At 72.5% G+C, this 24814-nt stretch carries 21 protein-coding genes; 14 read left to right on the top strand and 7 right to left on the bottom strand.

Annotated features, from left to right (window positions below):
- Positions 1 to 131 precede the first annotated feature (131 nt).
- The gene (locus tag ACN267_RS02975) at positions 132 to 1061 is read left to right on the top strand and encodes a serine protein kinase RIO (RefSeq protein ID WP_421487851.1); all 930 of its coding nucleotides are present in this window, start codon (positions 132 to 134) and stop codon (positions 1059 to 1061) included.
- Between the two features lie 47 nt (positions 1062 to 1108).
- Here ACN267_RS02975 and ACN267_RS02980 read toward each other — a convergent pair whose 3' ends face one another.
- On the bottom strand, positions 1109 to 1357 hold the full coding sequence (locus ACN267_RS02980) for a DUF2630 family protein (RefSeq protein WP_088645025.1): 249 nt from the start codon (positions 1355 to 1357) through the stop codon (positions 1109 to 1111).
- A gap of 275 nt (positions 1358 to 1632) precedes the next feature.
- On the opposite strand from ACN267_RS02980, the gene ACN267_RS02985 reads away from it, so the two are divergent.
- The 4 genes from ACN267_RS02985 (at position 1633) to ACN267_RS03000 (ending at position 5811) form a co-directional block, all read left to right on the top strand.
- Positions 1633 to 4314, top strand: coding sequence for a nitrate- and nitrite sensing domain-containing protein (locus ACN267_RS02985; protein ID WP_421487852.1), 2682 nt, complete (start codon positions 1633 to 1635; stop codon positions 4312 to 4314).
- A 93-nt stretch (positions 4315 to 4407) separates the two neighbouring features.
- Positions 4408 to 4830 (top strand): roadblock/LC7 domain-containing protein, encoded by a 423-nt coding sequence (locus tag ACN267_RS02990; RefSeq protein ID WP_204959121.1) that lies wholly within the window; start codon positions 4408 to 4410, stop codon positions 4828 to 4830.
- A gap of 5 nt (positions 4831 to 4835) precedes the next feature.
- Positions 4836 to 5222 carry a DUF742 domain-containing protein gene (locus tag ACN267_RS02995; protein WP_088645633.1) on the top strand — a complete coding sequence of 129 codons (387 nt, stop codon included), beginning with the start codon at positions 4836 to 4838 and terminating at the stop codon, positions 5220 to 5222.
- Positions 5203 to 5811 (top strand): GTP-binding protein, encoded by a 609-nt coding sequence (locus tag ACN267_RS03000; protein WP_204959120.1) that lies wholly within the window; start codon positions 5203 to 5205, stop codon positions 5809 to 5811. The genes ACN267_RS02995 and ACN267_RS03000 overlap by 20 nt, the downstream gene beginning before the upstream one ends.
- Before the next feature lie 76 nt (positions 5812 to 5887).
- Here ACN267_RS03000 and ACN267_RS03005 read toward each other — a convergent pair whose 3' ends face one another.
- On the bottom strand, positions 5888 to 8740 hold the full coding sequence (locus ACN267_RS03005; RefSeq protein WP_204959119.1) for an aconitate hydratase: 2853 nt from the start codon (positions 8738 to 8740) through the stop codon (positions 5888 to 5890).
- 162 nt (positions 8741 to 8902) lie between these two features.
- On the opposite strand from ACN267_RS03005, the gene ACN267_RS03010 reads away from it, so the two are divergent.
- The 3 genes from ACN267_RS03010 to ACN267_RS03020 are packed head-to-tail and all read left to right on the top strand — an operon-like array spanning position 8903 to position 10284.
- Complete coding sequence (locus tag ACN267_RS03010; protein WP_421487853.1) at positions 8903 to 9292, top strand: VOC family protein; 390 nt, start codon at positions 8903 to 8905, stop codon at positions 9290 to 9292.
- 37 nt (positions 9293 to 9329) lie between these two features.
- Positions 9330 to 9764, top strand: coding sequence for a VOC family protein (locus ACN267_RS03015; RefSeq protein ID WP_421487854.1), 435 nt, complete (start codon positions 9330 to 9332; stop codon positions 9762 to 9764).
- A gap of 34 nt (positions 9765 to 9798) precedes the next feature.
- Complete coding sequence (locus tag ACN267_RS03020; protein WP_421487855.1) at positions 9799 to 10284, top strand: YcxB family protein; 486 nt, start codon at positions 9799 to 9801, stop codon at positions 10282 to 10284.
- A 204-nt stretch (positions 10285 to 10488) separates the two neighbouring features.
- On the opposite strand, the gene ACN267_RS03025 is transcribed toward ACN267_RS03020, so the two are convergent.
- Entirely contained in the window at positions 10489 to 11307 is an 819-nt protein-coding gene (locus ACN267_RS03025) for a hypothetical protein (protein ID WP_421487856.1), read from the bottom strand.
- Positions 11308 to 11753: 446 nt separating this feature from the next.
- Between ACN267_RS03025 and ACN267_RS03030 the strand changes: the two genes are divergently transcribed.
- Complete coding sequence (locus ACN267_RS03030; protein WP_281895856.1) at positions 11754 to 12386, top strand: DedA family protein; 633 nt, start codon at positions 11754 to 11756, stop codon at positions 12384 to 12386.
- 64 nt (positions 12387 to 12450) lie between these two features.
- On the opposite strand, the gene ACN267_RS03035 is transcribed toward ACN267_RS03030, so the two are convergent.
- From ACN267_RS03035 to ACN267_RS03045, 3 genes are all read right to left on the bottom strand, one after another.
- On the bottom strand, positions 12451 to 13107 hold the full coding sequence (locus ACN267_RS03035; RefSeq protein ID WP_204959114.1) for a C39 family peptidase: 657 nt from the start codon (positions 13105 to 13107) through the stop codon (positions 12451 to 12453).
- Positions 13108 to 13467: 360 nt separating this feature from the next.
- On the bottom strand, positions 13468 to 14193 hold the full coding sequence (locus ACN267_RS03040) for an alpha/beta hydrolase (RefSeq protein WP_204959113.1): 726 nt from the start codon (positions 14191 to 14193) through the stop codon (positions 13468 to 13470).
- 97 nt (positions 14194 to 14290) lie between these two features.
- Entirely contained in the window at positions 14291 to 14473 is a 183-nt protein-coding gene (locus tag ACN267_RS03045; protein WP_088645642.1) for a hypothetical protein, read from the bottom strand.
- A 19-nt stretch (positions 14474 to 14492) separates the two neighbouring features.
- Between ACN267_RS03045 and ACN267_RS03050 the strand changes: the two genes are divergently transcribed.
- From ACN267_RS03050 to pulA, 5 genes are all read left to right on the top strand, one after another.
- Positions 14493 to 15179, top strand: a complete 687-nt coding sequence (locus tag ACN267_RS03050; RefSeq protein WP_421487857.1) for a hypothetical protein — start codon at positions 14493 to 14495, stop codon at positions 15177 to 15179.
- Between the two features lie 37 nt (positions 15180 to 15216).
- Positions 15217 to 15606 (top strand): hypothetical protein, encoded by a 390-nt coding sequence (locus ACN267_RS03055; RefSeq protein ID WP_204959111.1) that lies wholly within the window; start codon positions 15217 to 15219, stop codon positions 15604 to 15606.
- 87 nt (positions 15607 to 15693) lie between these two features.
- Positions 15694 to 16452: a hypothetical protein gene (locus ACN267_RS03060; protein WP_281895868.1), complete on the top strand. Its 759-nt coding sequence runs from the start codon at positions 15694 to 15696 to the stop codon at positions 16450 to 16452.
- 105 nt (positions 16453 to 16557) lie between these two features.
- Positions 16558 to 17331: a cellulose-binding protein gene (locus ACN267_RS03065; RefSeq protein WP_421487858.1), complete on the top strand. Its 774-nt coding sequence runs from the start codon at positions 16558 to 16560 to the stop codon at positions 17329 to 17331.
- 154 nt (positions 17332 to 17485) lie between these two features.
- Positions 17486 to 22981, top strand: a complete 5496-nt coding sequence (gene pulA / locus ACN267_RS03070) for a pullulanase-type alpha-1,6-glucosidase (protein WP_421487859.1) — start codon at positions 17486 to 17488, stop codon at positions 22979 to 22981.
- Positions 22982 to 23112: 131 nt separating this feature from the next.
- Here pulA and ACN267_RS03075 read toward each other — a convergent pair whose 3' ends face one another.
- The gene (locus ACN267_RS03075) at positions 23113 to 24771 is read right to left on the bottom strand and encodes a right-handed parallel beta-helix repeat-containing protein (RefSeq protein WP_421487860.1); all 1659 of its coding nucleotides are present in this window, start codon (positions 24769 to 24771) and stop codon (positions 23113 to 23115) included.
- Between the last annotated feature and the right edge of the window lie 43 nt (positions 24772 to 24814).

Raw genomic sequence — 24814 nt, forward strand, 5'->3', positions numbered from 1 at the left:
TCGGCCAGCATGGGCCGGCGCGCACGCGCAGCCGGGCGGGGCCCGGTCGAGGAAGGGGGGTCGGTCATGGCCGTCTTCGCAGGGTCGTACCACCTGCCTCCATCAGCCTCGATCAAGGGATCACCAGCACCGTGCGCGAACACGACCTCCCGGCGCCGCAGCGCCGTGGCCGCGGCAGGAGCCGCTTCGACGACGACGAGACACCCTTCCTGACGTACGGCCGGCAGCCGGCCCGTACCGCACCCGAGGACGAACCCGGACCCGAGCCGGAGGACGACTGGTCCTCCTGGGACCAGGCCGTGCACGGACCCGAGCCGCACCCGCGGTGGCTGGTCACCGAGCTGGCCGCCCGGGACACCGACCTCGGCGTGCTCAAGACCGGCAAGGAGGCGGACGTCCACCTCGTCCGCCGGGCGGTGCCCGACACCGACCGGTCCTGCCTGCTGGCCGCCAAGCGGTACCGCGACGCCCAGCACCGGCTCTTCCACCGCGACGCCGGCTACCTGGAGGGACGCCGGGTGCGCCGGTCCCGGGAGAACCGGGCGATGGCCGGCCGGACGGCGTTCGGCCGGCAGATGATCGCCGGACAGTGGGCGGCGGCCGAGTTCGCCGCGCTGTCCCGGCTCTGGGAGATCGGGACGGAATCCGGACGGATCGCCGTGCCGTACCCGGTGCAGCTGCTCGGCACCGAGCTGATGCTGGAGTTCGTCGGCGACCCCGACGAGGGGACCGCCGCGCCCCGGCTGGCCCAGCTGCGCCCCGACCCGGCCCCGCTGCGCTCCCTGTGGGAGCAACTGGTGGACGCCCTGGTGGTGCTGGCCCGGGCCGGCTACGCCCACGGCGACCTGTCGCCGTACAACCTGCTGGTGCACGCGGGGCGGCTCGTCATGATCGATCTCCCGCAGGTGATCGACGTGGTGGCCAACCCGCAGGGGCCGGAGTTCCTCGCCCGCGACGTGCGGGTGATGGCCACCTGGTTCACCGCCCGGGGGCTCCCCGCCGCCGACACCGACCCGGCCACCCTCACCGGGCTGCTGCTGCGGGAGGCGGGGGTGCGCTGACGCGGCGACGCCCCGGGCGGCTGCCGGCCGTCCGGGGCGTCGGGCGTTCACTGGAGGTAACGCTCGACCTCCGACACCGGTCGGGCGCCCTGCGCCTCCGGGTCGCCGTGCGCCTCCCGGGCCGCCCGGCGGCGACGCAGCAGGTCCCAGCACTGGTCCAGGGACTCCTCCAGCGCGCGCAGTTGTTCCTTGGCCTCGTCGTCGGTGCCGGATTCGTGGGCCTGGGCCGCCGACCGGAGCCGGTGCTCCTCGTCGACCAGTTCCGAGATCCGGTGCAGGATGCTCTTGTCGTCCATGCCCCTGAGCCTGGCACAGCGGGGTCGGTCGCGCCCGCGATCGGGGCCGGCCGCAGCGGCGACCGACCCGTCCGTTGTGCCGGCGGGCCCGCCCCCACCGTCGGTCGGTACCATCCATGGTGGTCACCATCGCCTCCGACCTGCGGCACCGGCCCCGCCTCCATGATCAGCATGGCTTGAGCGATGGTGGTGCCGACTGCTAGCGTGCGCCGGGTTCAGGTGTGTCGTGACGCGTCGGGCGTCCGGCGGCCACGGTCCGGCCCGGGGGCGGTGTGATGGGTTCCGGCAGCACGCGTCTGCGTACCAAAATCGTCGCCCTGCTCACCTCGCTCGTCGCGCTCTGGTCCTTCGCGGCCTGGGTGACCGTCCGTGACGGCTTCACCCTGCTGTTCGTCCAGACGCTCAACAGCCGGGTGGCCGACCCGGGCCAGTCGTTGCTCACCGCGTTGCAGGACGAGCGTCGGCTCGCCAACGCCTACCTGGGCGAACGCGGCCAGCCGCAGCTCGACGCGCTGACCGCCCAGTGGCAGCGCACCGACCGGGTGTCGGAGGACTTCGGCACGTCGGTGGGCAGTTGGCAGGCCGAACTGGCCACCGGGGAGGACACCCGCCGCCGGGTGGACGAGGTGCTGACCGGGCTCAGTGGCCTCACCGGCGTCCGGGAGTCGGTGCGCGACGCCGGGGTGAACCGGGTCGAGGCGTCGGCCGCGTACACCGCCATCCTCGCCGCGGTGCTGCGGATGTACGGCTCGCTCGGCCAGCTCGACGACCCGCGGATCGCCGCGGAGAGCGAGACCCTGGTCGACCTCTACCAGGTTCGCGAGCTCATCTCCCAGCAGGACGCGCTGATCACCGGGGTGCTCGCGGCGGGCCGGATGACCGGCGACGAGTACGCCCGCTTCGCCCAACTGGTCGGCGCCCAGCGCTACCAGACCGCGGAGGCGGCCGGCGAACTGTCCCCGGCCGACCGGGTCCGCTACGACCAGCTCGCCGGCTCCGACGCGGTGACCCGGTTCCGGGTCCTGGAGGACCGGGTGATCCAGCAGTCCCGGTCGGGGAGCACCCTGCCGTTGACCGCGCAGGAGTGGCAGTCGACCGTCGGGCCGGCGATGCAGGCCCAGGTGGACTTCGGGGTGATCATCGGCGACGCGTTGATCGACCGGGCCACTCCGGTCGCGGTGGGCGTCATCGTCCGGCTGGTGCTCGCCGCCGGCCTCGGCCTGATCGCCGTGATCGCCTCCATCGTGGTGTCGATCAGCACCGCCCGGCACCTGGTCCGCCAGGTGGCCCGGCTACGTGACGCCGCGCTGCGGCTGGCCCACGAGCGGCTGCCCGGGGTGGTGGACCGGCTCGGCCGTGGCGAGGACGTCGACGTGGCCCGCGAGGCCCCACCCCTGGACTTCGGCGACGACGAGATCGGCCAGCTCGGGCGGGCGTTCAACGCCGTGCAGGAGACCGCCGTCCGGACGGCCGTGGAGCAGGCCGAGCTGCGGCGCAACGTACGCGGGGTGTTCCTCAGCCTGGCCCGGCGCACCCAGGCGCTGGTGCACCGCCAGCTCACCCTGCTCGACGCGATGGAACGGCGCGAACACGACGCCGGGGAGCTTGAAGACCTGTTCCGGGTGGACCATCTGGCCACCCGGATGCGACGCAACGCGGAGAACCTGATCGTGCTCTCCGGCGCCACCCCGGGCCGGGCGTGGCGGCGCAACGTGCCCATGGTGGACGTGGTGCGTGGCGCGGTCGCCGAGGTCGAGGACTACACCCGGGTGGACGTGCTGCCGCTCGGGCCGGTCGCGCTAGCCGGCCGGGCGGTCGGTGACGTGATCCACCTGCTCGCCGAGCTGATAGAGAACGGACTGTCCTTCTCGCCGCCGACCACCACGGTGGAGGTGCGGGGTCAACTCGTGACCGCCGGGTACGCCATCGAGATCGAGGACCGTGGCCTGGGGCTGACCGGTGAGGAACTGGCCGCGGCGAACCGCCGGATCGGCGACCGTTCCGAGTTGAACCTGGCCGACGCCGCCCGCCTCGGCCTGTACGTGGTGAGCCGGCTGACCGAGCGGCACGGGGTGAAGGTACAGCTCAAGGAGTCCGCGTACGGGGGCACGACCGCCGTGGTGCTGATCCCGTCGGAGCTGGTCGTGCCCGGTGATCCGAGCCCGTCCGGCGCCCAGCCGGTCCTCGCCGCCGGCCCGGCCACCCCCGCCGCCCCGTCGGCCGGTGAGGCCCCGTCGCAGGTCACCCCGTCGCCGGTCACCGTGGCAGCGCCGGTCACCCCGTCGCTGGGCGTGGAGGTTCCGTCACCGGCCGGCGGGACCACGTCGTCGACGGCCCCGTGGGCCGTCCCGCCGTCGGGCGCGCTGACCCCGGCCGGGCTGCCGGCCCGCTCCCGCAAGCGGCCGCCGCGCCAGCCGGACGGTCCGACCTCCGCGCCGCCGGTCAGTGACGCGCTGCACGGGCCGACCGTCCCGACCGGCCTGCCGATCACCGGCGTCCGACCGTCCACCCCGGACCCTGCGGCCACCGGCCCGGCCCGACCCGGCGACCCGTGGCCGGCGGCCCCCGGACCCGTCCCCGCGGCTGCCGGGCCGGTCGGCACCGGGCCGGCCACGGACCGGTCGGGCAGTCCCGACCCGGCCGACCGGGCGACCGGGGACGGGCGGACGGCGGACGACGGCGTCGACCCGCCGTCGCCTACTGTGGAGGGGCCGGTGACCGACGCGGGCCTGCCGGTGCGGGTGCGTCAGGCGAGCCTGGCACCCGAGCTGCGGGCCGCCCCGAGCACCGGGGAGACCGCGGCCGCGGGTGCCCCGCGGCGCGCCCCCGAGCAGGTACGCCAACTGATGAGCGCCTACCAGTCGGGTACCCGACGCGGCCGCAGCGACGCGGCCCGGCTGTCGGAGGGCACCCGTTCCGGCGAGCGGCCGGACGACGCGGACAACCCGGCGGGCTGACGGCGTCGCGACGGCTGCGACACCGCCGACGGGACGGCAACGGGCACGGGACGGCAACGAGCACGGCGTACGCGCCGGGGAAGAGGACGACGAGTGGGCCAGACGACGGCATCCGGTGCCGACCTGACGTGGTTGCTCGACGATCTGGTCAGCCGGGTCAAGCAGGCCGAGCACGCCGTCGCGCTCTCCACGGACGGCCTGCTGATGGCCGCGTCCGAGGGGATGGGGCGGGACGACGGCGAACACCTCGCCGCAATGGCCGCCGGCATCCAGAGCCTGGCCCGGGGTGCCGGGAAACGGTTCGGCGGCGGGCAGGTCCAGCAGACCATCATCGAGATGGAGTCCTCGTTCCTGTTCGTCACCGCGGCCGGGCCGAACGCGTGCCTGGCGGTGCTGGCCGGCACGGACGCCGACGTCGGCCTGATCGCGTACGAGATGGCGATGCTCGTCGCCCGGGTGGGCAAGTACGTGGCGTCGCCGGCCCGGGGCATCGATCAGCCGTCCGGTGGGAACTGACCGCGATGGCCGGTGACGGCGACCCCGCAGACGAACAGTGGGTCGACGAGCACGCGGGCCCGGTGGTCCGCCCGTACGCGGTCACCCGGGGTCGGGCCCGCCCGGTGACCGGCTCGTTCGACCTGATCTCGCTGGTCACGGCGACCCGGACGAACGCGGTCGAGGAGGCCGGGCTGGGCCCGGAGCACGTGGCGATCGTGGCGCTGACCCAACGCATGCAGTCGGTGGCCGAGATCGCCGCCCGACTGGACCTGCCGGTGGGCACCGTACGGGTGCTCCTCGGTGACCTGGTGGCGCGGGACCTGGTCCGGGTACAGGAACCCCGGGAGCCGGCCGGTGTCAACGACGAGAGCATCTACGAGGCGGTGATCAATGGACTACGGGCACTCTGAACGTCCGGCGGGGGCGCGGGTGCTGCCCACCGCGCTCAAGGTTCTGGTGGCGGGCGGTTTCGGGGCCGGCAAGACGACGTTGGTCGGGGCGGTCAGCGAGAGCCGTCCACTGCGTACCGAGGAGGTGCTGACCGAGACCGGGATCGGCGTCGACGACCTGTCCGGTGTGGAACGTAAGAGCACCACCACGGTGGCGATGGACTTCGGCCGGATCACCATCAGCAACGACCTGGTCCTCTACGTCTTCGGCACCCCCGGGCAGGACCGGTTCTGGTTCCTGTGGGACGAGTTGGCGGTGGGGGCGCTGGGCGCGGTGGTGCTGGCCGACACCAGGCGGTTGGCCGACTGCTTCCCGTCCATCGACTACTTCGAGGGGCGGGGCACCCCGTTCGTGGTGGCGGTGAACTGCTTCGAGGGCGCGCGCCGGTTCGGCCTCGACGAGATCCGCGCGGCGCTGGACCTGGACCCGGAGGTGCCGCTGCTGCTCTGCGACGCCCGGCAGCGGGAGTCCGGCCGTGGCGTGCTGATCACCCTGCTGGAGCACGCGATGAAGACCCGCGAGTCCCGCCGGCGCGCGGGTGGCGGCTGAGCACGGACCGCACCGCGCGCCGACGCGACGGGCCCCCTCCGCGACCGGAGGGGGCCCGTTCCGTGCAGGGGGTACGTCAGCTGGCGATCATGCGGCGCAGCACGTACTGGAGGATGCCGCCGTGGCGGTAGTAGTCCGCCTCGCCCGGGGTGTCGATCCGGACCACCGCGTCGAACTCCACGCCGGTGTCGGTGCTGACCCGCACCGTACGCGGGGTGTCGCCGTCGTTGAGCGCGGTCACTCCGGTGATGGAGAAGGTCTCCGTGCCGGTGAGGCCGAGCGACTCGGCGGTGGTGTCCACCGGGAACTGCAACGGCAGCACACCCATCCCGATCAGGTTGGACCGGTGGATGCGCTCGTAGGACTCGGCGATGACCGCCCGGACGCCGAGCAGCATGGTGCCCTTGGCCGCCCAGTCCCGCGACGAGCCGGAGCCGTACTCCTTGCCGGCCAGGATGACCAGCGGGACGCCGGCGGCCTGGTAGGCGGTGGAGGCGTCGTAGATGGTGGTCTGCTCGCCGGTCAGGTGGTTGACGGTGAAGCCACCCTCCACACCCGGGACGAGCTGGTTCCGCAGCCGGATGTTGGCGAAGGTGCCCCGGATCATCACCTCGTGGTTGCCCCGGCGGGAGCCGTACGAGTTGAACTCGTGGCGCGGCACGCCGTGCTCGGCGAGGTACCGGCCGGCGGGGGAGTCGGCCTTGATCGCGCCGGCCGGGGAGATGTGGTCGGTGGTCACCGAGTCGCCCAGCTTGGCCAGCACCCGGGCGTCGGCGATGTCGACCACCGGGCTCGGCTCCTGCCGCATGCCCTCGAAGTACGGGGGCTTGCGCACGTAGGTGGAGTCGTCGGCCCAGGCGAACGTGTCGCCGGTCGGGGTGGGCAGCGACTGCCAGCGCTCGTCCCCGGCGAACACGTCGGCGTACGCGGCGCTGAACCCGGTCGCGCCGATCGCCTGGGCGATGACGTCCTGGATCTCGGCGGTGTTGGGCCAGATGTCGCGCAGGAACACCGGGTTGCCCTCGGTGTCCTCGCCGAGCGGCTCGTTGGCCAGGTCGATGTCCATCGTGCCGGCCAGCGCGTACGCCACCACCAGCGGCGGAGACGCCAGGTAGTTCATCTTGACGTCCGGGTTGATCCGGCCCTCGAAGTTCCGGTTGCCGGACAGCACCGACACGACGGCCAGGTCGCCGGAGTTGACGGCGGCGGAGACCTCCTCCGGCAGCGGGCCGGAGTTGCCGATGCAGGTGGTGCAGCCGTAGCCGACCAGGTTGAAGCCGAGCTTGTCGAGGTACGGCGTGAGGCCGGCCCGCTCGTAGTAGTCCATGACGACCTTGGAGCCGGGCGCGAGCGTGGTCTTGACCCATGGCTTGCGGCTCAGGCCCTTGTCGACGGCGTTGCGGGCCAGCAGCGCGGCACCGATCATCACCTGCGGGTTGGAGGTGTTGGTGCACGAGGTGATCGCGGCGATGACCACCGCGCCGTGGTCCAGCTCGTATTCCACGCCGTCGCTGCCGGTGACCCGGACCGGGTTGCTGGCCCGGCCCCCGGCGCCGACGGCGGCGGTCTCCAGGTCGCGCGGCTCGTCGGCGGGGTCGCTGAAGTCGTTGGCCGGCGGGTCGCTGGCCGGGAACGACTCGGCGCTGGCCTGGTCGGCCGGGCCGTTCGCGCCCCGGGGCAGCTGCTCGCGGGCGACGCCGGGCTTGAGGTCGCGCTCGCCGGCGGAGTCGTCGGCGACGTAGTCGGTCAGCGCCGAGCGGAACAGCGTCTTGGCGGTCCCGAGCGGCACCCGGTCCTGCGGGCGCTTGGGCCCGGCCAGGGACGGCTCGATGGTGCCCAGGTCCAGCTCCAGGCGCTCGGAGTACGCCGGCTCGTGGTCCGGGTCGTGCCAGAGGCCCTGCTCCTTGGCGTACGCCTCGACCAGCGCCACCTGGGACGCGTCCCGGCCGGTCAGCTCCAGGTAGCGGACGGTCTCGGCGTCGATCGGGAAGATCGCGACGGTGGAGCCGTACTCGGGGGACATGTTGCCGATGGTGGCCCGGTTGGCCAGTGGTACGGCGCTGACGCCGGGGCCGTAGAACTCGACGAACTTGCCGACCACGCCGTGCTTGCGCAGCATCTCGGTGATGGTGAGCACCAGGTCGGTGGCGGTGGTGCCGGCCGGCATCTCGCCGGACAGCTTGAAGCCGACGACCCGGGGGATCAGCATGCTGACCGGCTGGCCGAGCATCGCGGCCTCGGCCTCGATGCCGCCGACGCCCCAGCCCAGCACGCCCAGGCCGTTGACCATGGTGGTGTGCGAGTCGGTGCCGACGACGGTGTCCGGGTAGGCCTGGCCGTTGCGCTCCATGATCGTCCGGGCCAGGTACTCGATGTTGACCTGGTGCACGATGCCGGTGCCGGGCGGGACGACCTTGAACTCGTTGAACGCGGTCTGGCCCCAGCGCAGGAACTGGTAGCGCTCCCTGTTGCGCTCGTACTCCAGCTCGACGTTGCGGGCGAAGGCGTCCTCCCGGCCGAACAGGTCGGCGATGACCGAGTGGTCGATGACCAGCTCGGCCGGGGCCAGCGGGTTGACCTTGGTGGCGTCGCCGCCGAGTTCGCGGACCGCCTCACGCATGGTGGCCAGGTCGACCACGCAGGGTACGCCGGTGAAGTCCTGCATCAGCACCCGCGCCGGGGTGAACTGGATTTCCACGCTCGGGTCGGCGGTGGGGTCCCAGGAGCCGAGCTGGGAGATGTGGTCGGCGGTGATGTTCGCGCCGTCCTCGGTCCGCAGCAGGTTCTCCAGCAGGATCTTCAAGCTGTAGGGCAGTCTGTCGTGCCCCGGCACCTGGCTGATCCTGAAAATCTCGTAGCTCGCGTCTCCGACGCGTAGCTGGGTCTTCGCACCGAAGGTGTCGAGGCTCGCCACGTCGTACTCCTTCACACCAGCGACCGTGAGTAGTCCTGAGCAGTCTGTCGCACCGGGCGGAGGGCCGCCCAGGTTAGGTGACACTTACTGCCGATTCGTCGTCTTCCAACAAAACCGTACGTCCGTCTTGCTATTCGTGCAACCTCGTGCCAGGGTTCGGGACGAGGAGGTGCCACCATGATCCATCATGTGTTGCTCGCCTGTCCGCCCGGTTCCGAGGATTCCTCCCGGGCCTTCTACGTGGGCATCCTCGGTCTGACCGAGAAACCCAAACCGCCGGCCCTCGCCGCCCGTGGCGGCTGCTGGTTCACCGGGTACGACGCCGAACTGCACCTCGGCGTCGAGGTCGACTTCCGGCCGGCCCGCAAGGCGCACCCCGCCCTGCTGCGTCCCGACCTCGACGCGCTCGCCGACCGGTTGGCCCGCGCCGGCCACCCGGTCACCTGGGGTGACGACGAACTGCCCGGGATGCGCCGCTTCCACACCGCCGACCCGCACGGCAACCGGCTGGAGTTCGTCGCCCCGCTGCCCGACCGGACGGCGCGTCAGGCGGCCCCCGGTCGCTGAGCGCCACCGTGTCGGACCCGGCCACTACGGTGTGCCGATGGTGTCGGTCAGGCAGGTCCAGATCACCTTCGACTGCGCGCAGCCCGAGCGGGTCGCCCGCTTCTGGTGCGCGGTGCTCGGTTACGTGGTCCCCCCACCCCCGCCGGGGTTCGCCGACTGGGGCGCGTTCGACAGTGCCCTGCCGCCCGAGCGGCAGGGCTCCGCGTTCGCCTGCGTCGACCCCACCGGCGCGGGCCCACGCCTGTTCTTCCAGCGGGTGCCCGAGGGCAAGGTGGTCAAGAACCGGCTGCACCTCGACGTGCGGGTCGGCCCCGGCCTGGTCGGTGAACAGCGGTTGGCCGCGCTGGAGGCGGAGTGCGCCCGGCTGGTCGCCCTCGGCGCGACCCGGATACGCCTGCTGACCGCCGACGGGCACAACGAGTCGTGCCTGGTGATGCAGGATGTCGAGGGCAACGAGTTCTGCCTCGACTGAGCCACCGCCGTCGCGCCGCACTATCGTTTCCGCCGTGCACATCCGTTTCGACGTACCCGCCGACCCCGCCTACCCGGGCCGGGTGGCCGCCGCGCTCAGCAGCGTCCGGCTGCGCCGGTTCACCCTCATCGGCGCGGCGCTGGCGGCGGCCGGGGCGGCCGGCCTGCTCGTCTCCCGGGGCGGCCGGTTCTCGTCGCTGTGGCTGGTGCTGCTCGTGGGCGGGCTGCTGTCGATGCTCTACGCGCCCTGGGTGCGTTGGCGGGCCCGCCGCCGTTCCGACGACTACGCGGTCGAGGGCGGCTACGACATCACCGACGACAACATCATGATGCGCAGCGGCTCGGAGTCCGGCGGCATCGCCTGGGACGGGGTGGCCCAGGTGCGGGAGGCCGGCGACTTCTGGATCGTGTACGTCGGCCGGATGCCGGCGACGGTGATCCCCCGCTGGCTGATGTCCGCCGAGGACGCCGCGACGTTGCACGCCTTCATGACCGCCCGGGGCCTGCTCGCACCCCGCTGACCGCACCGCACCGTGTCGCCGAGGGGGACGGCGCCGAGGACGTGACCCCGTCGCGTCCAGGGCGGCGTAGCGCGTCTCGTCGTCCAGGTCGACATGGGCGGCGACGGGCCACGGTTCGCCACGCGATGGCGATCCGCTCGGTCAGGAGGTGGTCGAGGCGCTGGCGCGCAGTGCCCACACCCTGTGCCAACCAAGGGATTGTCCCTAACCGCGCAGGTCGGCGAGCGCAGACCGGATCGCTGCGGCCTTGCGGGTGCCGAGCAGGTCGAGTACCTCGGTCACGAGCGGCGTCGGGTGTGCGGACAGCGCCTTTGCGGCATCGGCGGCGGATAAGCGATCCACTCTTTCGGCGAGCTGCTCGGCGGGCGACGGCTCGGCCGGTGAGGACGGGGCGACGGCGATCGCTGGCCGTGCCTTCGGCGTACTTCCGACGGCCTTCTGCTCCGCCGGTGCCGCTGACAGGAACGCCGGCGGGTTGTGTCCGGGCGGCCAGGCCGCCCGGTGGACCAGCTTCGATGTCATTATGCACAGCCACGGTGCCCATGGTCCGGCGAACGCCAGCGGCACGCCGCCGGTGAAAGCGAGCACCACGGACAAGCCGTCTGGTGCCGGTGTGACCGAGACCAGGTGTTCCAGCCAGTACACCTCGACGCCGCTACCGAAAAAGAGCACCAGGCGTTGGTTCGTGAGCACGACCCGTATGTCGCCTTCGGCGCGCCACTGGGCGGCGGCCATCCGTTCGGCCTCACGGCGCGCCCTGCTGTTGTTCAGCTCGCCACGGAGGATGCCGAACACGGTGAATAACGGACCACCCTGCACGGCGTATCCACTCGCCCACGAGACCTCCGCCCCGTAATAGGCGAAGGTGGTGACGACGATGTCGGTGTACGCGACCTCGTCATCCCGCGTCACCAGCGGCGGCGCGATCGGAATCAGTTGCCCGCCGGTACGCAGATGATCGATGAGCCGGCGGGTGCTCGCCGCCGGGGAGTCGACACGGTCGCGCTTGTTGAGCCAGGCCATCACCTGATGATGTCTTTACCCGGGCCGCCTCGGTAGCACCCGACCCTCCGGCAACCTAAGGCCGTTCCACCGATGTCAGAACCCTCTTCCGTGCTATGCCGACACTCGGCGGACTGAGATTTGCCGTGACGATATCAATCGGCGGTCGAATAGCCGACAAAAGCAATCCCGCCCTGTTCCGGAGAATCTGCGTGTCCACGCTTGTTGCCACAGCTGAACCGCCTTCCTGCACCCGCCGCTCAATCCACGGGAGCGGGTGGTCCCGGTGAGGCGTAACCCGACACCGGGTGGGGAGGCGCAGGCGTGTCCGCGTCGCAGGTCGGGTGCTCGGTGCCCGTCCGGAGCTGACGCCACCACGTGTGCCCCGTCCCGGCCCATCCGGCGCGGGTAGGGTTCGAGGTCGGGTCGGAAGGGGTGCGGCAGTGGTCGACGTTCAGCACTGGCTCGTGGCACTTCCCCCGGGGGTGGTCTACCTGATCGTCGCCGGGGTGATCGGCGTCGAGAGCATGGGTGTCCCGTTGCCGGGCGAGATCGTGCTGGTCAGCGCAGCCCTGCTGGCGGCGACCGGGGTGGTCGAGCCGCACTGGGTCGCTACCGCGGCGGCGTTCGGCGCGATCGTCGGCGACTCCGTCGGCTACGCGGTGGGCCGCCGGGGCGGTCGTCCGCTGCTGGCCCGGCTGGGTCGGCGCTTCCCGAAGCACCTGGGGCCCGCACAACTCGCCCGCGCCGAGCAGAGCTTCGCCCGGCACGGCGTCTGGGCGGTGTTCTTCGGCCGGTTCGTCGCCCTGCTGCGCATCCTGGCCGGGCCGCTGGCCGGCGCGCTGCACGTGCCGTACCGGCGGTTCCTGGTGGCCAACGCGGCCGGCGGCCTGGTCTGGGCCTTCGGCACGACCTACCTGCTCTACACCCTGGGCCGGGCAGCCGAGCACTGGCTCAAGGACATCTCCTGGGCCGGCCTGGTCCTGGCCGTGCTCGGCGGGGTGGCCAGCACCTGGTGGCTGCGCCGCCGCGCCCGCCGGCTGGAGTCGACGACGACCACCGACGAGGCCGAACCGGTGGCGGCCGGCACCGACCGCTAACCGCGCGGGTGCCGACGACGATCGGGCCGCCCCCGGGTGGGGGCGGCCCGATCGGTGTACGGGGTCAGGACGAGTAGCCGCGGGTGGCGATCCAGTCGGCGAGGTTGTCCACGCTCATCCGGTAGGAAGCGGTGTCCGGGTTGGCCGAGTCACCGATGGTGACGGTCTTCCCACCGTCGCGGTAGCCGATGACGCTGATGTAGTGGCCACCCTCGAAGGAGTGGGTGTTGCCGTCGGTGTCCACGGCGGTGCCGGCGATGTTGGCCACCACGGCCCGGCCGTCGTCGACGGCACGCACGATGTCGGCGCGCAGTTCGTCGGTCTGCCTGTCGTCGGCCTTGGCGCTGCGGATCTCGGTGCTCTCGTACACCTTGCGGCCGGTCTCCTTGTTCAGCACGGGGGTGATGTCGTTGATGCTGTCGGTGCCGGCCTCGGTGGTGCGCATCTCCTTGGCCATGGCGTCGACGTCGATCTTCTTGCCCTGGACGGACAGGGCGTTGCGGGTCGCGGCGGGGCCGCAGTAGTAGAAGTTCGGCTGCGCCTGGTAGTCCATCGTCAGCTCACGCTCACCGGCGGGCCGGCGCTCGGCCTGCACCGAGGCGGGTGCGCCGGTGCGGGCCTCGGCGGCGTAGGCGGCGGTCAGCGGGCCGGCGATGGCGCCGGTGGTGAAGGCGAGGCCGGCAGCGGTCAGGGCGGTCCTGCGGATCAGATCGGTACGCATGGTCGCGTGCTCCTCTGCATCGGGGGTGTTGACGCACGCCCACCGGGGGTGGGGCGTCGCCGGAAGTCCAGGGGATCGCCGGGCGATCACTGGGACCTGCTCGGGCGTCCGGGGATTGTCAACCGACCCGGTGGCGACCGCATTCCGCGATCGGGGTTCCGGGGCCGTCCCGCCGGGGGCGGGGGAGTGGCGGTGGTATGCCGGGTACAACGCCCCGCCCCCGGCAGCGATTCCGCCGTGCGGGTGGCCCCGGCCACGGGACGATCGGGGACGAACGGGTCTGTCCGGTGCGGGACCTCCCGCCCCGAACCGGACATCCGGCCCGGGACCGGACCCGGCGCGGTGGGCGGTCGACCTGGTTCAGTCGGCGCGGATCAGGTCGATCACCGCGTCCCGGGCCGCCCGGACGGCGTCGCGGGACCGCTCGGTGTGGTCCAGGATGTCGAAGGCGTGCTGGCCGTCCGGCACCTCCACCAGGCGCACCTGTCGACCGACCCGGGCGGCGGCGTCGAGGAATGCCGCGATGCCGGCCAGCAGGCCGGGGAGCTTGTCCTGCCCGGCCCGGGTCAGCACCACCGGCGTCGTCGAGCCGGCACCGAGGGCGTCGATCGGCAGGAACCGTGCCGGCACCTCCCAGCCGGGCAGCGGGACGAGCAGCGGATAGGTCAACGCGATCCCCCGCACCCAGTCCGGTGCGGCGCGCAGCCAGTCGGCCGACAGCAGGCTCCCGCCGGAGAAGAACCAGAGCACCACCCGCTGCGGGTCGACCCGGGGATCGGCCCGGACGGACTCGACCAGGCCGGCGATCTCGTCGGCGGTGGCGGGCAGCCCGGCGAGGTCGGTCACCCGGTAGCTGATGACGGCGGCGACCAGGCCCTGCTCGGCGAGGAGCGCCCCGTATCCCCGGTAGAGCAGCCAGTCCCGGGGGTCCGGCGCGCCCGGTGGAAGCGGGGCGCCGTGCACCACGACCACCACGGGGTGGGGGCCGGGGCCGGCCGGCAGGTGCAGGTCGACCTGGCCGTGCCGCTCCACCGGCGCGGCGGGCGGTGCCAACACGAAGGGCTGCTGCTCGACCGCGTCGTCCATGCCGGGGAGCCTAGCCGTCGGCGGCCCGTCCGGCCGCCCCTCGGGGCCACCGTGGACCCCGCCGGTGGCCGACCGTCGGTGGTCGGACGCGGGTAGGTCAGGCCGGCTCGTCGCCGGACGTCGCGGCCTGGGCGTGCCGCTCCCGCAGCCGGTCCCGGATCTCCTCCGGGGTGTACGCGCGACGCCGCCGCTCGGCCCGGGCGACGACCACCCCGGTCGCGGCGACCCCCGCGAGACCCGCCAGGCCGAGGACCTTCCACCACTGCATCCGTTGCCGCATCGGCCTAGGGTAGACGCTCATGAGCATCAGCCTGGACGAGGCCGTCGACCTGACCCGCACCGGTGACGTCTGGGTGTTCCGGGGGCGCAGCGTGCCGGACCGGGCCATCCAGTTCACCACCAACAGTCCCGTCAACCACGTCGGCATGGCGGTGGTGCTGGACGACATGCCCCCGCTGATGTGGCACGCCGAACTGGGCCGGTCGCTGCGGGACATGTGGACCGGCACCCCCCACCGCGGCGTCCAACTGCACGACCTGCGGGACGCGGTCTGCGTCTGGGCCAACCGGTACGGCCAGCGGGCCTGGCTGCGTCAGCTCGAACCGTCGGCCGGTCCGACGATGGAGCAGGCGGTGCTGCGGACGGTGGCCCGGCTCGACGGCACCCCGTTCCCGTCCACCGCCCAGCTGGCCTGGCGGTGGGCCCGGGGCCGGGTGCCCCAGCTGCGCCTGCCGCTGCCGCTGCCCTTGCCGGGTCGGCGGGACCGGGACGACGAGCCGGCCGGTCGGGCGGACGGGGACCGTGCGCTGGAGACCGCGTACTGCGCCGAGGTGGTGGCGGTGACCTACGAGGCGATGGGCCTGTTGCCGGCCGGCCGGCGGCCCAACTGGTACGACCCGGGTCGGTTCTGGAGCGGCGACGACCTGGACCTGGCCGGCGACGCGCGGCTGGGCGCGGAGATCGAGGTGCGTATCCCGCCCCGGTGAGGTTTGCCGGTGGCCGGGGACGGCAATTGGTGACGCCGTGAGAGCTTCCACCGACCTCGACACGTTGAGCGACTTCTTCGACCGGTACGGGGTGGCGCTCACCACCGGCGACGTGCCCGCCATCGCCGGCTGCTACGCCCTGCCGGGGCTGGTGGTCGCCGACACCTACAGTTTCTCGTTCAGCACGATGGCGGCGGTCGCGCTGTCCTTCGTGGGTGCCGCGCCCGACTACCGGGAACGGGAACTGGTCGCGGCCCACGCGCTGATCGAGGAGGTGGAACCGGTGTCCGCCCTGCTGACCATGGTCGCCGTGCGCTGGGAGTTCCTGGACAGCCAGGGCCGGGCGGTGCCCGGGGAACGCTACCGCTACCTGCTGCGCGGCACCGAGGACGGCCCGGCGATCTGCACCGTCGTCCGGACGGGCTGACCGTTCGGCCGCCCCTGCCACGCCCCCGGTGATCATCCCTACCGGACGGTCGCTAATCTCTGCGTACAGGGTCGACCGAGGAGGGCCATGCCTGGCACGCGTGGGACGCGGTGGACGTCCCGACTGCCCCAGGCGGTCGCCGCGACGCCCTGGCTGCTCGCCTCGATCGGGGTGATCGTGCTGCTCCTGCTGCTGGTCAAGGCGTTGGTAGCGGTGCTGGGCCACGATCGTTACGCCACGCACGATGCCGGGTCACGCAGCGAGGCCGTGATGGTGCCCGGGGTGCCGGCGGTGACCGAGTCGGCGTCGGCGTCGGCCTCACCGTCGCCCACCCCCACCCGGCGGGCCACCGGCGGCGGGACCGGCGTGGCCCCACCGGCGATAGTCCGGACGCCCGCCGCGTCCCGGTCGGCCAGCCCGTCGGCGTCCGTGTCGCCGTCGCCCCTGGCCCTTCCGCCGTCGCCGGCCACGCTGCTCAACGACGACGCCCCGGGCATCACCTACCGGGGGCGGTGGGCGGTCTCGCGGAACCGGCCGTTCGGCGACCACCGCGACGACGTGCACTACACCATCCATGACGGGGACTCGTTCAGCTTCACGTTCACCGGCACCGGCCTGGACTACATCACGTCGCGCGACCCCGAGTACGGTGACGCCGACGTGTGGATCGTCGACTCCGGTGGGCGACCGGTGAAGCAGCAGCGGGTGAGCGCGCGGGCGCAGCGTTACCAACCGCAGCAGACCGTGTTCAGCGTGCAGGACCTGCCGGTCGGGCGCTACACCATCCGGGCGGTCAAGCGCAGCGGGGTCTACTTCCAGGTGGACGCGCTGCGGGTGCGCGGCTGACGGGACAAACAAACTGTCCGGTTAGGACAAACTCCGGACGTTGGGCACTTTCCGACAATCGCCTGAATCGTTACTCTTCTCGGACGGGGCCGACCAGGGAGGGTCATGTCCGGCATGCGTCGCGCGCAACCGCGGGCACACGGAGCGGGTGCGCTGGCGTCGTCGCCATGGGTCGTGGTCGCCACCGGTGTGCTGGTGATGGTGGTGCTCCTGATCGTCGCGTTGGCGTCGTACCGCAGCCGGGGGCCGGCGTTCGAGGCCCGGCCGGCCGATCCGCTGCCGACCTACTCGCTGCCCGGATCGGGGGCGACCAACCCGGCCCGGGTGGCGGCGAACCTCCCTGAGCCGGTCGTCCCCGGGCTGACGCCCCGCCGTACCGATCCGCCCCCGGTCGAGGTGCCCGTGGTGGTCGTCCCGGGCGGGCCGTCGGCCGATGGCGGCGTGCCCGAACCGCCGGCCGGCGGGGTCGTGCCACCGCCAGGCGAGCCGGCCGGCGGGCAGCCCCGGCCGACCACGCAGCCACCGCCACCTCCGCCGCCGGCCACGCCGTCGTCGCCGGTGAGCGGCCGGTTCAGCGTGCGGGACAGCTGGAACAACGAGGCGTTCATCGGTGAGGTGCTGCTCTACAACCGCGACCGGGTGTCCCGGCCGTGGACGGTGCGGTTGGTGCCGCCGCCGGGCAGCCGGCTGGTCACCTCGTGGGTCGAGGGTGCCCCGCAGGGCACCCCCCGGATGTCCGGCGGGGTGTTCACGTACACCAGCGGGGTGAACGTCGGGCCCGGCGCCTCGGTGCCGTTGCGGTTCCACTTCGAGAACACCGGCGGCAGCATCCGGCCGTCGCGGTGCACCGTCGACGGGGTGCCCTGCTCCGGTCTCTGACCCACCGGCCGGGTCACCGGTCGCCGCCCGGGCCATCGGTCATGCCGCGTTCTGCAAGATTGCTGCCGTATTGCCGCAGTGTTTGCAAGGTATTGCAGAATGTTTCGGCAAGGGCTAGCGTGCGGGCGAATCAGCGACCATAGGAAGGCCGTCGATGAAACCCCCGCTGCCGCGCAAGGCGCTGCTCGCCCTGGTCTCCACCCTCACCCTCGCCCTCGTCGGCGTCCCGGTCGCCGTCCACCACCTCGGCGCCGACGCCACCGACCGACCGTCCACCATCGACGCCCTCGCCGCGGCCGGCGCCGCCCAGTGGGACGCCGAACCCGCCACCGAGGCGCTGCTCGCCGCCGGCACCGGCCGGGGACGGGCCGAACAGTTCTACTTCGTCCTGCCCGACCGGTTCGCCAACGGCGACCGCCGCAACGACACCGGCGGTCTCACCGGGGACCGGCTGCGCACCGGCCTCGACCCGACCGACAAGGGCTTCTACCACGGCGGCGACCTCAAGGGCGTGATCGACAAGCTCGACTACATCCAGGGTCTCGGCACCACCGCCATCTGGCTCGCGCCGATCTTCAAGAACCGTCCCGTGCAGGGCAGCGGCGCGGACGTCTCCGCCGGCTACCACGGCTACTGGATCACCGACTTCACCCAGGTCGACCCGCACTTCGGCACCAACGAGGAGATGAAGCGGCTGGTCAAGCTGGCCCACCAGCGGGGGATCAAGGTCTACCTCGACGTCATCGTCAACCACACCGCCGACGTCATCTCCTACGCCGAGGGCAGGTACGCCTACATCGACAAGAAGACGTCGCCGTACACCGACGCGCAGGGACGGGAGTTCGAGGACCGCAACTACGCCGACGGCACCCGGGCCTTCCCGACGGTGAACCGGGACTCCGGGGCGTACACGCCCACCTTCGCCAGCCCCGCCGACGCGAAGGTCAAGGTGCCGGCCTGGCTGAACGACCCGACGATGTACCACAACCGGGGCGACTCCACCTTCACCGGCGAGAACAGCGAGTACGGCGACTTCTACGGCCTCGACGACCTGTGGACCGAGCGGCCCGAGGTGGTCCGGGGTCTGACCAAGGCGTACGGCGACTGGATCGCCAGCACCGACGTCGACGGGTTCCGGCTGGACACCGTCAAGCACGTCAACCTCGACTTCTGGCCGCAGTTCAGCCAGGGCATCAAGCGCGCCGCCGACAAGGCGGGGAAGAAGGACTTCTTCATGTTCGGCGAGGTCTACAGCGCCGATCAGGAGGTCACCTCCACCTACGTGCGGCGCGGCGGGCTGCCGGCCACCCTCGACTTCTCCTTCCAGGAGGCGGCCCGCGCCTACACCGCCGCCGACGGGCCGGCGAAGGCGCTGGCCGACGTCTACGCCAAGGATTCGCTGTACGCCGCGCGGGACACCGACGCCGGCCGGCTGACCACCTTCCTCGGCAACCACGACATGGGCCGGATCGGCTCGTTCGTCGCCGCCGCCGGTGGTGACGACGCCCGCCAGCTCGGCCGGGACCGGCTCGCCCACCAGCTGATGTTCCTCACCCGGGGGCAGCCGGTCGTCTACTCCGGCGACGAGCAGGGCTTCACCGGGCCGGGCGGGGACAAGGACGCCCGGCAGGACATGTTCGCCAGCCGCACGGCGGACTACCTCGACGACGACCTGATCGGCACCACCCGCACCCACGCCAGCGACCAGTACGACACCACCCACCCGCTCTACCGCACCATCGCCGAGCTGGGCCGGCTGCGGGCCGCGCACCCCGGCCTGCGCGACGGCGTGCAGGTCACCCGGTACGCCGCCGACGGGCCGGGTGTCTTCGCCTTCTCCCGGATCTCCCCGGCCGACCGCACCGAGTACCTCGCCGCGGTGAACAACGCCGGCACCCCGCAGACTGTCACCGTGCAGACCTGGTCACCCGGCACCACCTTTACCGGCATCTACGGCGGCACGGCCACCCCGGCCGCCGGCTCCGACGGAAAGCTGAGCCTGACCGTGCCCGCCGGGTCGGCCGTGGTGTTCCGGGCCGGTCGGCCCGTGCCGCAGGCCACCGCCAAGCCGGCCGTCACCCTCACCGAGCCGGGCGTCGACCCGGTCGCCACCCGGGCCGCCGTCACCGCGCAGGTGACAGGTGACCCGCTGGCCACCGTCACCGTCGCCGCCCGGGTCGCGGGTGGGAAGTGGACCCTGCTGGGCAGCGCGCACACCGCGCCGTACACCGTGCACCACGACCTGACCGGGCTGGCCGGGGGCACCCGGGTCGAGTACAAGGCGGTCGTCCGCGACGGGAAGGGACGCACCGCCGCCACCCGGTCGACCGGGGTGGTCGGCACCCCGGCGCAGGGCGCGTCCCGGGACTGGGTGGTGGTGCACTACCAGCGCCCCGCCGGGGACTACGCCGACTGGGGGCTCTACGCCTGGGGTGACCTCGACCCGGCGTACGTCACGCAGTGGCCCGCCGGGCAGCCGTTCGCCGGCGAGGACTCGTACGGCCGGTTCGCCTGGGTGAAGCTCAAGCCCGGCGCGAAGTCCGTCGGGTTCCTCGTGGTCGACAAGACGGGCACCAAGGACGTCGCCAACGACCGCACCGTCGACGTGACCACCACCGGCGAGGTCTGGGTCAAGCAGGGCGACCCGGCGCTCTATCCCACCCGGCAGGCCGCCACCGGCGAACCCGACCCGCCCGCCGACCCGAACACGGCGGTCATCCACTGGCGCAAGGCCGACAACGACTACGCCGGCTGGGGCCTGCACCTGTGGGACGGGGCGGCCACCCCGACCGACTGGTCGAGCCCGCTCCTGCCCGAGAAGATCGACTCCTTCGGCGCGCTGTTCCGGGTGCCGCTGGCGGCCGGCGCGACCGGGCTCAACTACATCATCCACCGGGGCGACACCAAGGACCAGCCCGACGACCAGCGACTCGACCTGACCGGGGTCGGCCACGAGGTCTGGCTGCTGGGCGGGGTGCCCGGCCGGCTGCTGCCCGCCACCGCCACCGGGACGACCAAGGACCTCGACATCACGAAACAGCAGGCACAGTGGATCGACAGGTCCACCCTCACCTGGGCCGTCGGTGCGACCGACGGCAAGGCGTACGCCCTGGTGGCGGCATCGGCGGGTGGGCTGGGTGTGGTCGACGGGGAGCTGTCCGGGACGTACACCTCGCTGCCGTTGCGGGCGCAGCGCAACGGGCTCACCGAGACCCAGCGGGCGGCCTTCCCGCACCTGTGGGCCCACCAGGCGTTCCACCTCGACCGGGCCGACCTGGCGAAGGTGCCGGCGGCGCTGCGCGGGCAGCTCGTGGTCACCGAGCGGGACGCCAAGGGCGCGCTGCTGCGCGCGACCGGGGTGCAGATCCCCGGGGTGCTCGACGACGTCTACCGGGCCGCCACCGACGCCACGCTGGGTGTCAGCTTCGCCGGCAAGGTGCCCACCCTCGCGGTCTGGGCGCCCACCGCCCGCACCGTCACCCTCGAACTGTCCGACACCCCGTCGGCGCAGCCGCGCACGGTGGCGATGCGCCGCGACGACCGCACCGGCGTCTGGTCGGCACGCGGCAGCCGCGACTGGACCGGCCGGTACTACCGCTACCGGGTGCAAGCCTGGCAGCCGGCCGCCCAGAAGATCGTCACCGCCTCGGTCACCGACCCCTACTCGGTGGCGCTCGCGGCCGACTCCACGCACAGCCAGATCGTCGACCTGGCCGACCCGGCGCTCGCCCCGCCCGGCTGGTCCGGGCTGCGCAAGCCGGCCGCGCCGCCCGCGTCGCAGGCGCAGATCTCCGAGCTGTCGGTACGCGACTTCTCCATCGCCGACACCACCGTGCCGGCCGACCGGCGGGGCACCTACCTGGCCTTCACCGACCCGGACACGGCCGGCATGCGACACCTCAAGGCGCTCGGCGACGCCGGGGTCAACTACCTGCACCTGCTGCCGGTGTTCGACTTCGCCACCATCCCGGAGAAGCGGGCCGACCAGCGGCAGCCCGACTGCGACCTGGCGGCGCTGCCGCCGGACTCCGACCGGCAGCAGGCGTGCGTCGCGGCGGTCGCCGACACCGACGGCTACAACTGGGGGTACGACCCGCTGCACTACACCGTCCCCGAGGGCGGCTACGCCGTCGACCCGGACGGGGCGCGGCGGACCGCCGAGTTCCGCCGGATGGTCGCCGGGGTCAACGGCGCCGGCCTGCGGGTGGTGCTGGACGTGGTCTACAACCACACCTCCGCCGCCGGCACCGACGAGAAGTCGGTGCTGGACCAGGTGGTGCCCGGCTACTACCACCGGCTGCTCGACGACGGCACCGTCGCCAACTCGACCTGCTGCGCCAACACCGCCCCCGAGCACGCCATGATGGGCAAGCTGGTGGTCGACTCGCTGGTCACCTGGGCGAAGCAGTACAAGGTGGACGGCTTCCGGTTCGACCTGATGGGCCACCACCCGAAGGCGAACATCCTGGCCGTCCGGGCCGCGCTGGACAAGCTGACCCTCGCCCGCGACGGTGTCGACGGGAAGAAGATCCTGCTCTACGGCGAGGGCTGGAACTTCGGCGAGGTCGCCGACGACGCCCGGTTCGTGCAGGCCACCCAGGCCAACATGGCCGGCACCGGGATCGGCACCTTCAACGACCGGCTCCGCGACGCGGTCCGCGGTGGCGGCCCGTTCGACGGCAACCCGCGCGTGCAGGGCTTCGCCTCCGGCCTGTACACCGACCCCAACGGCGACGACGTCAACGGCACCGCCGCCGAGCAGCAGGCCCGGCTGCTGCGCCACCAGGACCTGATCAAGGTCGGGTTGACCGGCAACCTGCGCGACTACCGGTTCACCGACTCCGCCGGCCGGCAGGTCACCGGGGCGCAGGTCGACTACAACGGCTCCCCGGCCGGCTACACCGCCGCCCCCGGCGAGGCGGTCACCTACGTCGACGCGCACGACAACGAGATCCTGTACGACGCGCTGGCGTACAAGCTGCCCACCGGCACCTCGGCGACGGACCGGGCCCGGATGCAGGTGCTGGCCCTGGCCACCACCGCGCTCGGGCAGGGCACCGGGTTCGTGGCGGCCGGGTCCGAGCGGCTGCGCTCGAAGTCGCTGGACCGCAACTCCTACAACTCCGGTGACTGGTTCAACCAGATCCGCTGGGACTGCGCCCGGGGCAACGGGTTCGGTGCCGGGCTGCCCCCGGCGGCCGACAACCAGGACAAGTGGCCGTACGCCAAGCCGCTGCTGGCCGACCCGGCCCTGGTGCCCGGCTGCGCCGCGATCGACCTGGCCGACGCCCGGTACGCGGAACTGCTGGAGATCCGGCGGTCCTCGCCGGTGTTCGGGCTGACCACCGCCGCGCAGGTGCAGCAGCGGGTCGCGTTCCCGCTGTCCGGGGCGAAGGAGACCCCGGGGGTGCTCACCATGACCCTCGACGCCCGGGGGCTCGATGGCCGGTGGAAGACGGTGACCGTGGTCTTCAACGCCACCCCGACGACGGCGAAGCAGACGGTGGCCGGGCTGCGGGGCACGGACACCACCCTGCACCCGGTGCTTGCCGACTCGGCCGACCCGGTGCTGCGGACCGCCTCGTTCGACCGGGCGGCGGGCACCTTCACCGTTCCGGCGCGCAGCGTGGCGGTCTTCGTCCGACGCTGACCCGGCCGGGCGTGGTCCGGCGGTGTGGACGGCACGACGACGACCGGCCCCCCTCCGCGTGTCGCGGAGGGGGGCCGGTGCGTGTCCTGCCCGGTGTGCCGCCGTCACCGGCCGCACGTCACCCGGGGTGCTCAGCCGAAGCAGTTCGGGATGGTGTCACCCGGGATGGCCAGGCAGTTGGTCGGACGGTTCGCGACGATCGCGGACTTGTCGTCCACGTTCACCACGCCCTCGAAGGTGAACACACCGCCGGGGGCGAGGGTGGCGAAGTTGTTGGCGACCTTCGTCCGGCTGAGGTTGACCTCGCCGAAGATGTTGAAGATGCCGCCGCCGACACCGATCGGACCGAGGGCCCGGTTGGCGACGACCTCGGACTCGCGCACCGTGGTGACGCTGTCCGCGTTGAACAGCCCGCCGCCGAAGAAGCCGGCGGTGTTCTCCTTCAGGTAGCTCTTCTCGATGGTGACCGCGCTGTCGAACGCGACGGCCACGCCGCCGCCGACGCCCGCGGTGCTGTTCTTGGCCACCGTCGAGTGGTGCACGTTGACCTGGGCGTCCGCCGCCGCGAGACCGCCACCGGCGAGCACCGCGGTGTTCGACAGCAGTTCGGAGTAGCGCACGGTGGTGTTGCCGCCGATGTCGAGCACGCCACCGCCGAAGCCGAGCGTCTCGTTGTCGGTGATCTTGGACTTGTCGATCAGGACGGTGCCACCGTCGACGTCCTCGGTGAAGATCTCCGCGGCGCCGTTGGCGACACCGCCACCACCGACGATGGCGGTGTTGTCGGTGATCGTGGACTCCTCGACCTGGAGCAGGCCGGCGTTGAAGACGCCTCCGCCGAAGAAGAAGGCGGTGTTGTGGGCAACCTCGGTGTGCCGCAGCGACGTGGTGCCGAAGTTGGCCAGCCCGCCGCCGTTGCCGCCGGACTGGTTCAGCACCACCGAGGTGTCGAACAGGTTGGCGGTACCGCCGGGCTGCACCAGGATCCCCGCGCCGTCGTTGACGCCCGGCTCCTCGACCAGCGTGCCGACCTTGCCCGGCTTCGCCTTCGGCGCGGCCTTCACCGCGGCCTTGCGGGCGGCCTTCGGCGCGGCCTTCAGGCCGGCCTTCGGGTTCGCCTTACGGGCGGCGAGCGCCTGGGCCAGCGGGGTGCCGGCCTTGACCTGGGCGGCGATCGCCTGCGAGTCCGAGTAGGCCCCCCACACCGCGGCCGGCGAGACCGGCTGCAACGCCTCGATGGTCTGCCCACCCTTGATGGTCAGGCCCTTGAGGCTCAGGTGACCGCCGGGACCCACGTTGAGGATCCGGAAGTAGTCGGCGGTGGCGTCCCGGGTGATCGTGGTGTGCTCACCCCGCAGGGTGATGTCCTGGGTGATCACCGGCAGGCCGTTGCCGTCCTGGTTGCGGGTCAGGTTGTAGGTGCAGCCCTTGGCCAGGTCCAGCACACCGCCGTCGCGGCTGTTGGCGAAGACGATGGCCTGGATGAGCCGGTCGGTGTCGCAGGGCACCTCCTTCCCGCGCTCGCGGTCCTTACCGTCGTAGTCGTCCTTGCCGCCACGGTCCGGGCCCTCGTCGCCACGACCCTCGCCGCCGTCCTTGGTGACCTGCTGAGTGGTGTTCCACTTCAGTCCGCTCACCCCGACCGCCCCGGCGCTGCCGGCGACGCCCACCGCGGCGAGACTGACCACACCTGTCAACCCGGCGACGCCACTGGCGAGCCAGAGCTTGCGACGGCTCCTGCTCCCCGTCGCCCGCGCGGAGGCTTCGTTGTTCGTTAGGTAGTTGGACATCGGAGCTCTCTGCCCTCTCCTCGTACCAGACAGGGTCGCCGCG

It is taken from the genome of Micromonospora sp. WMMD734, assembly GCF_049178975.1.
In the GTDB taxonomy this organism is placed as follows: domain Bacteria; phylum Actinomycetota; class Actinomycetes; order Mycobacteriales; family Micromonosporaceae; genus Micromonospora; species Micromonospora wenchangensis.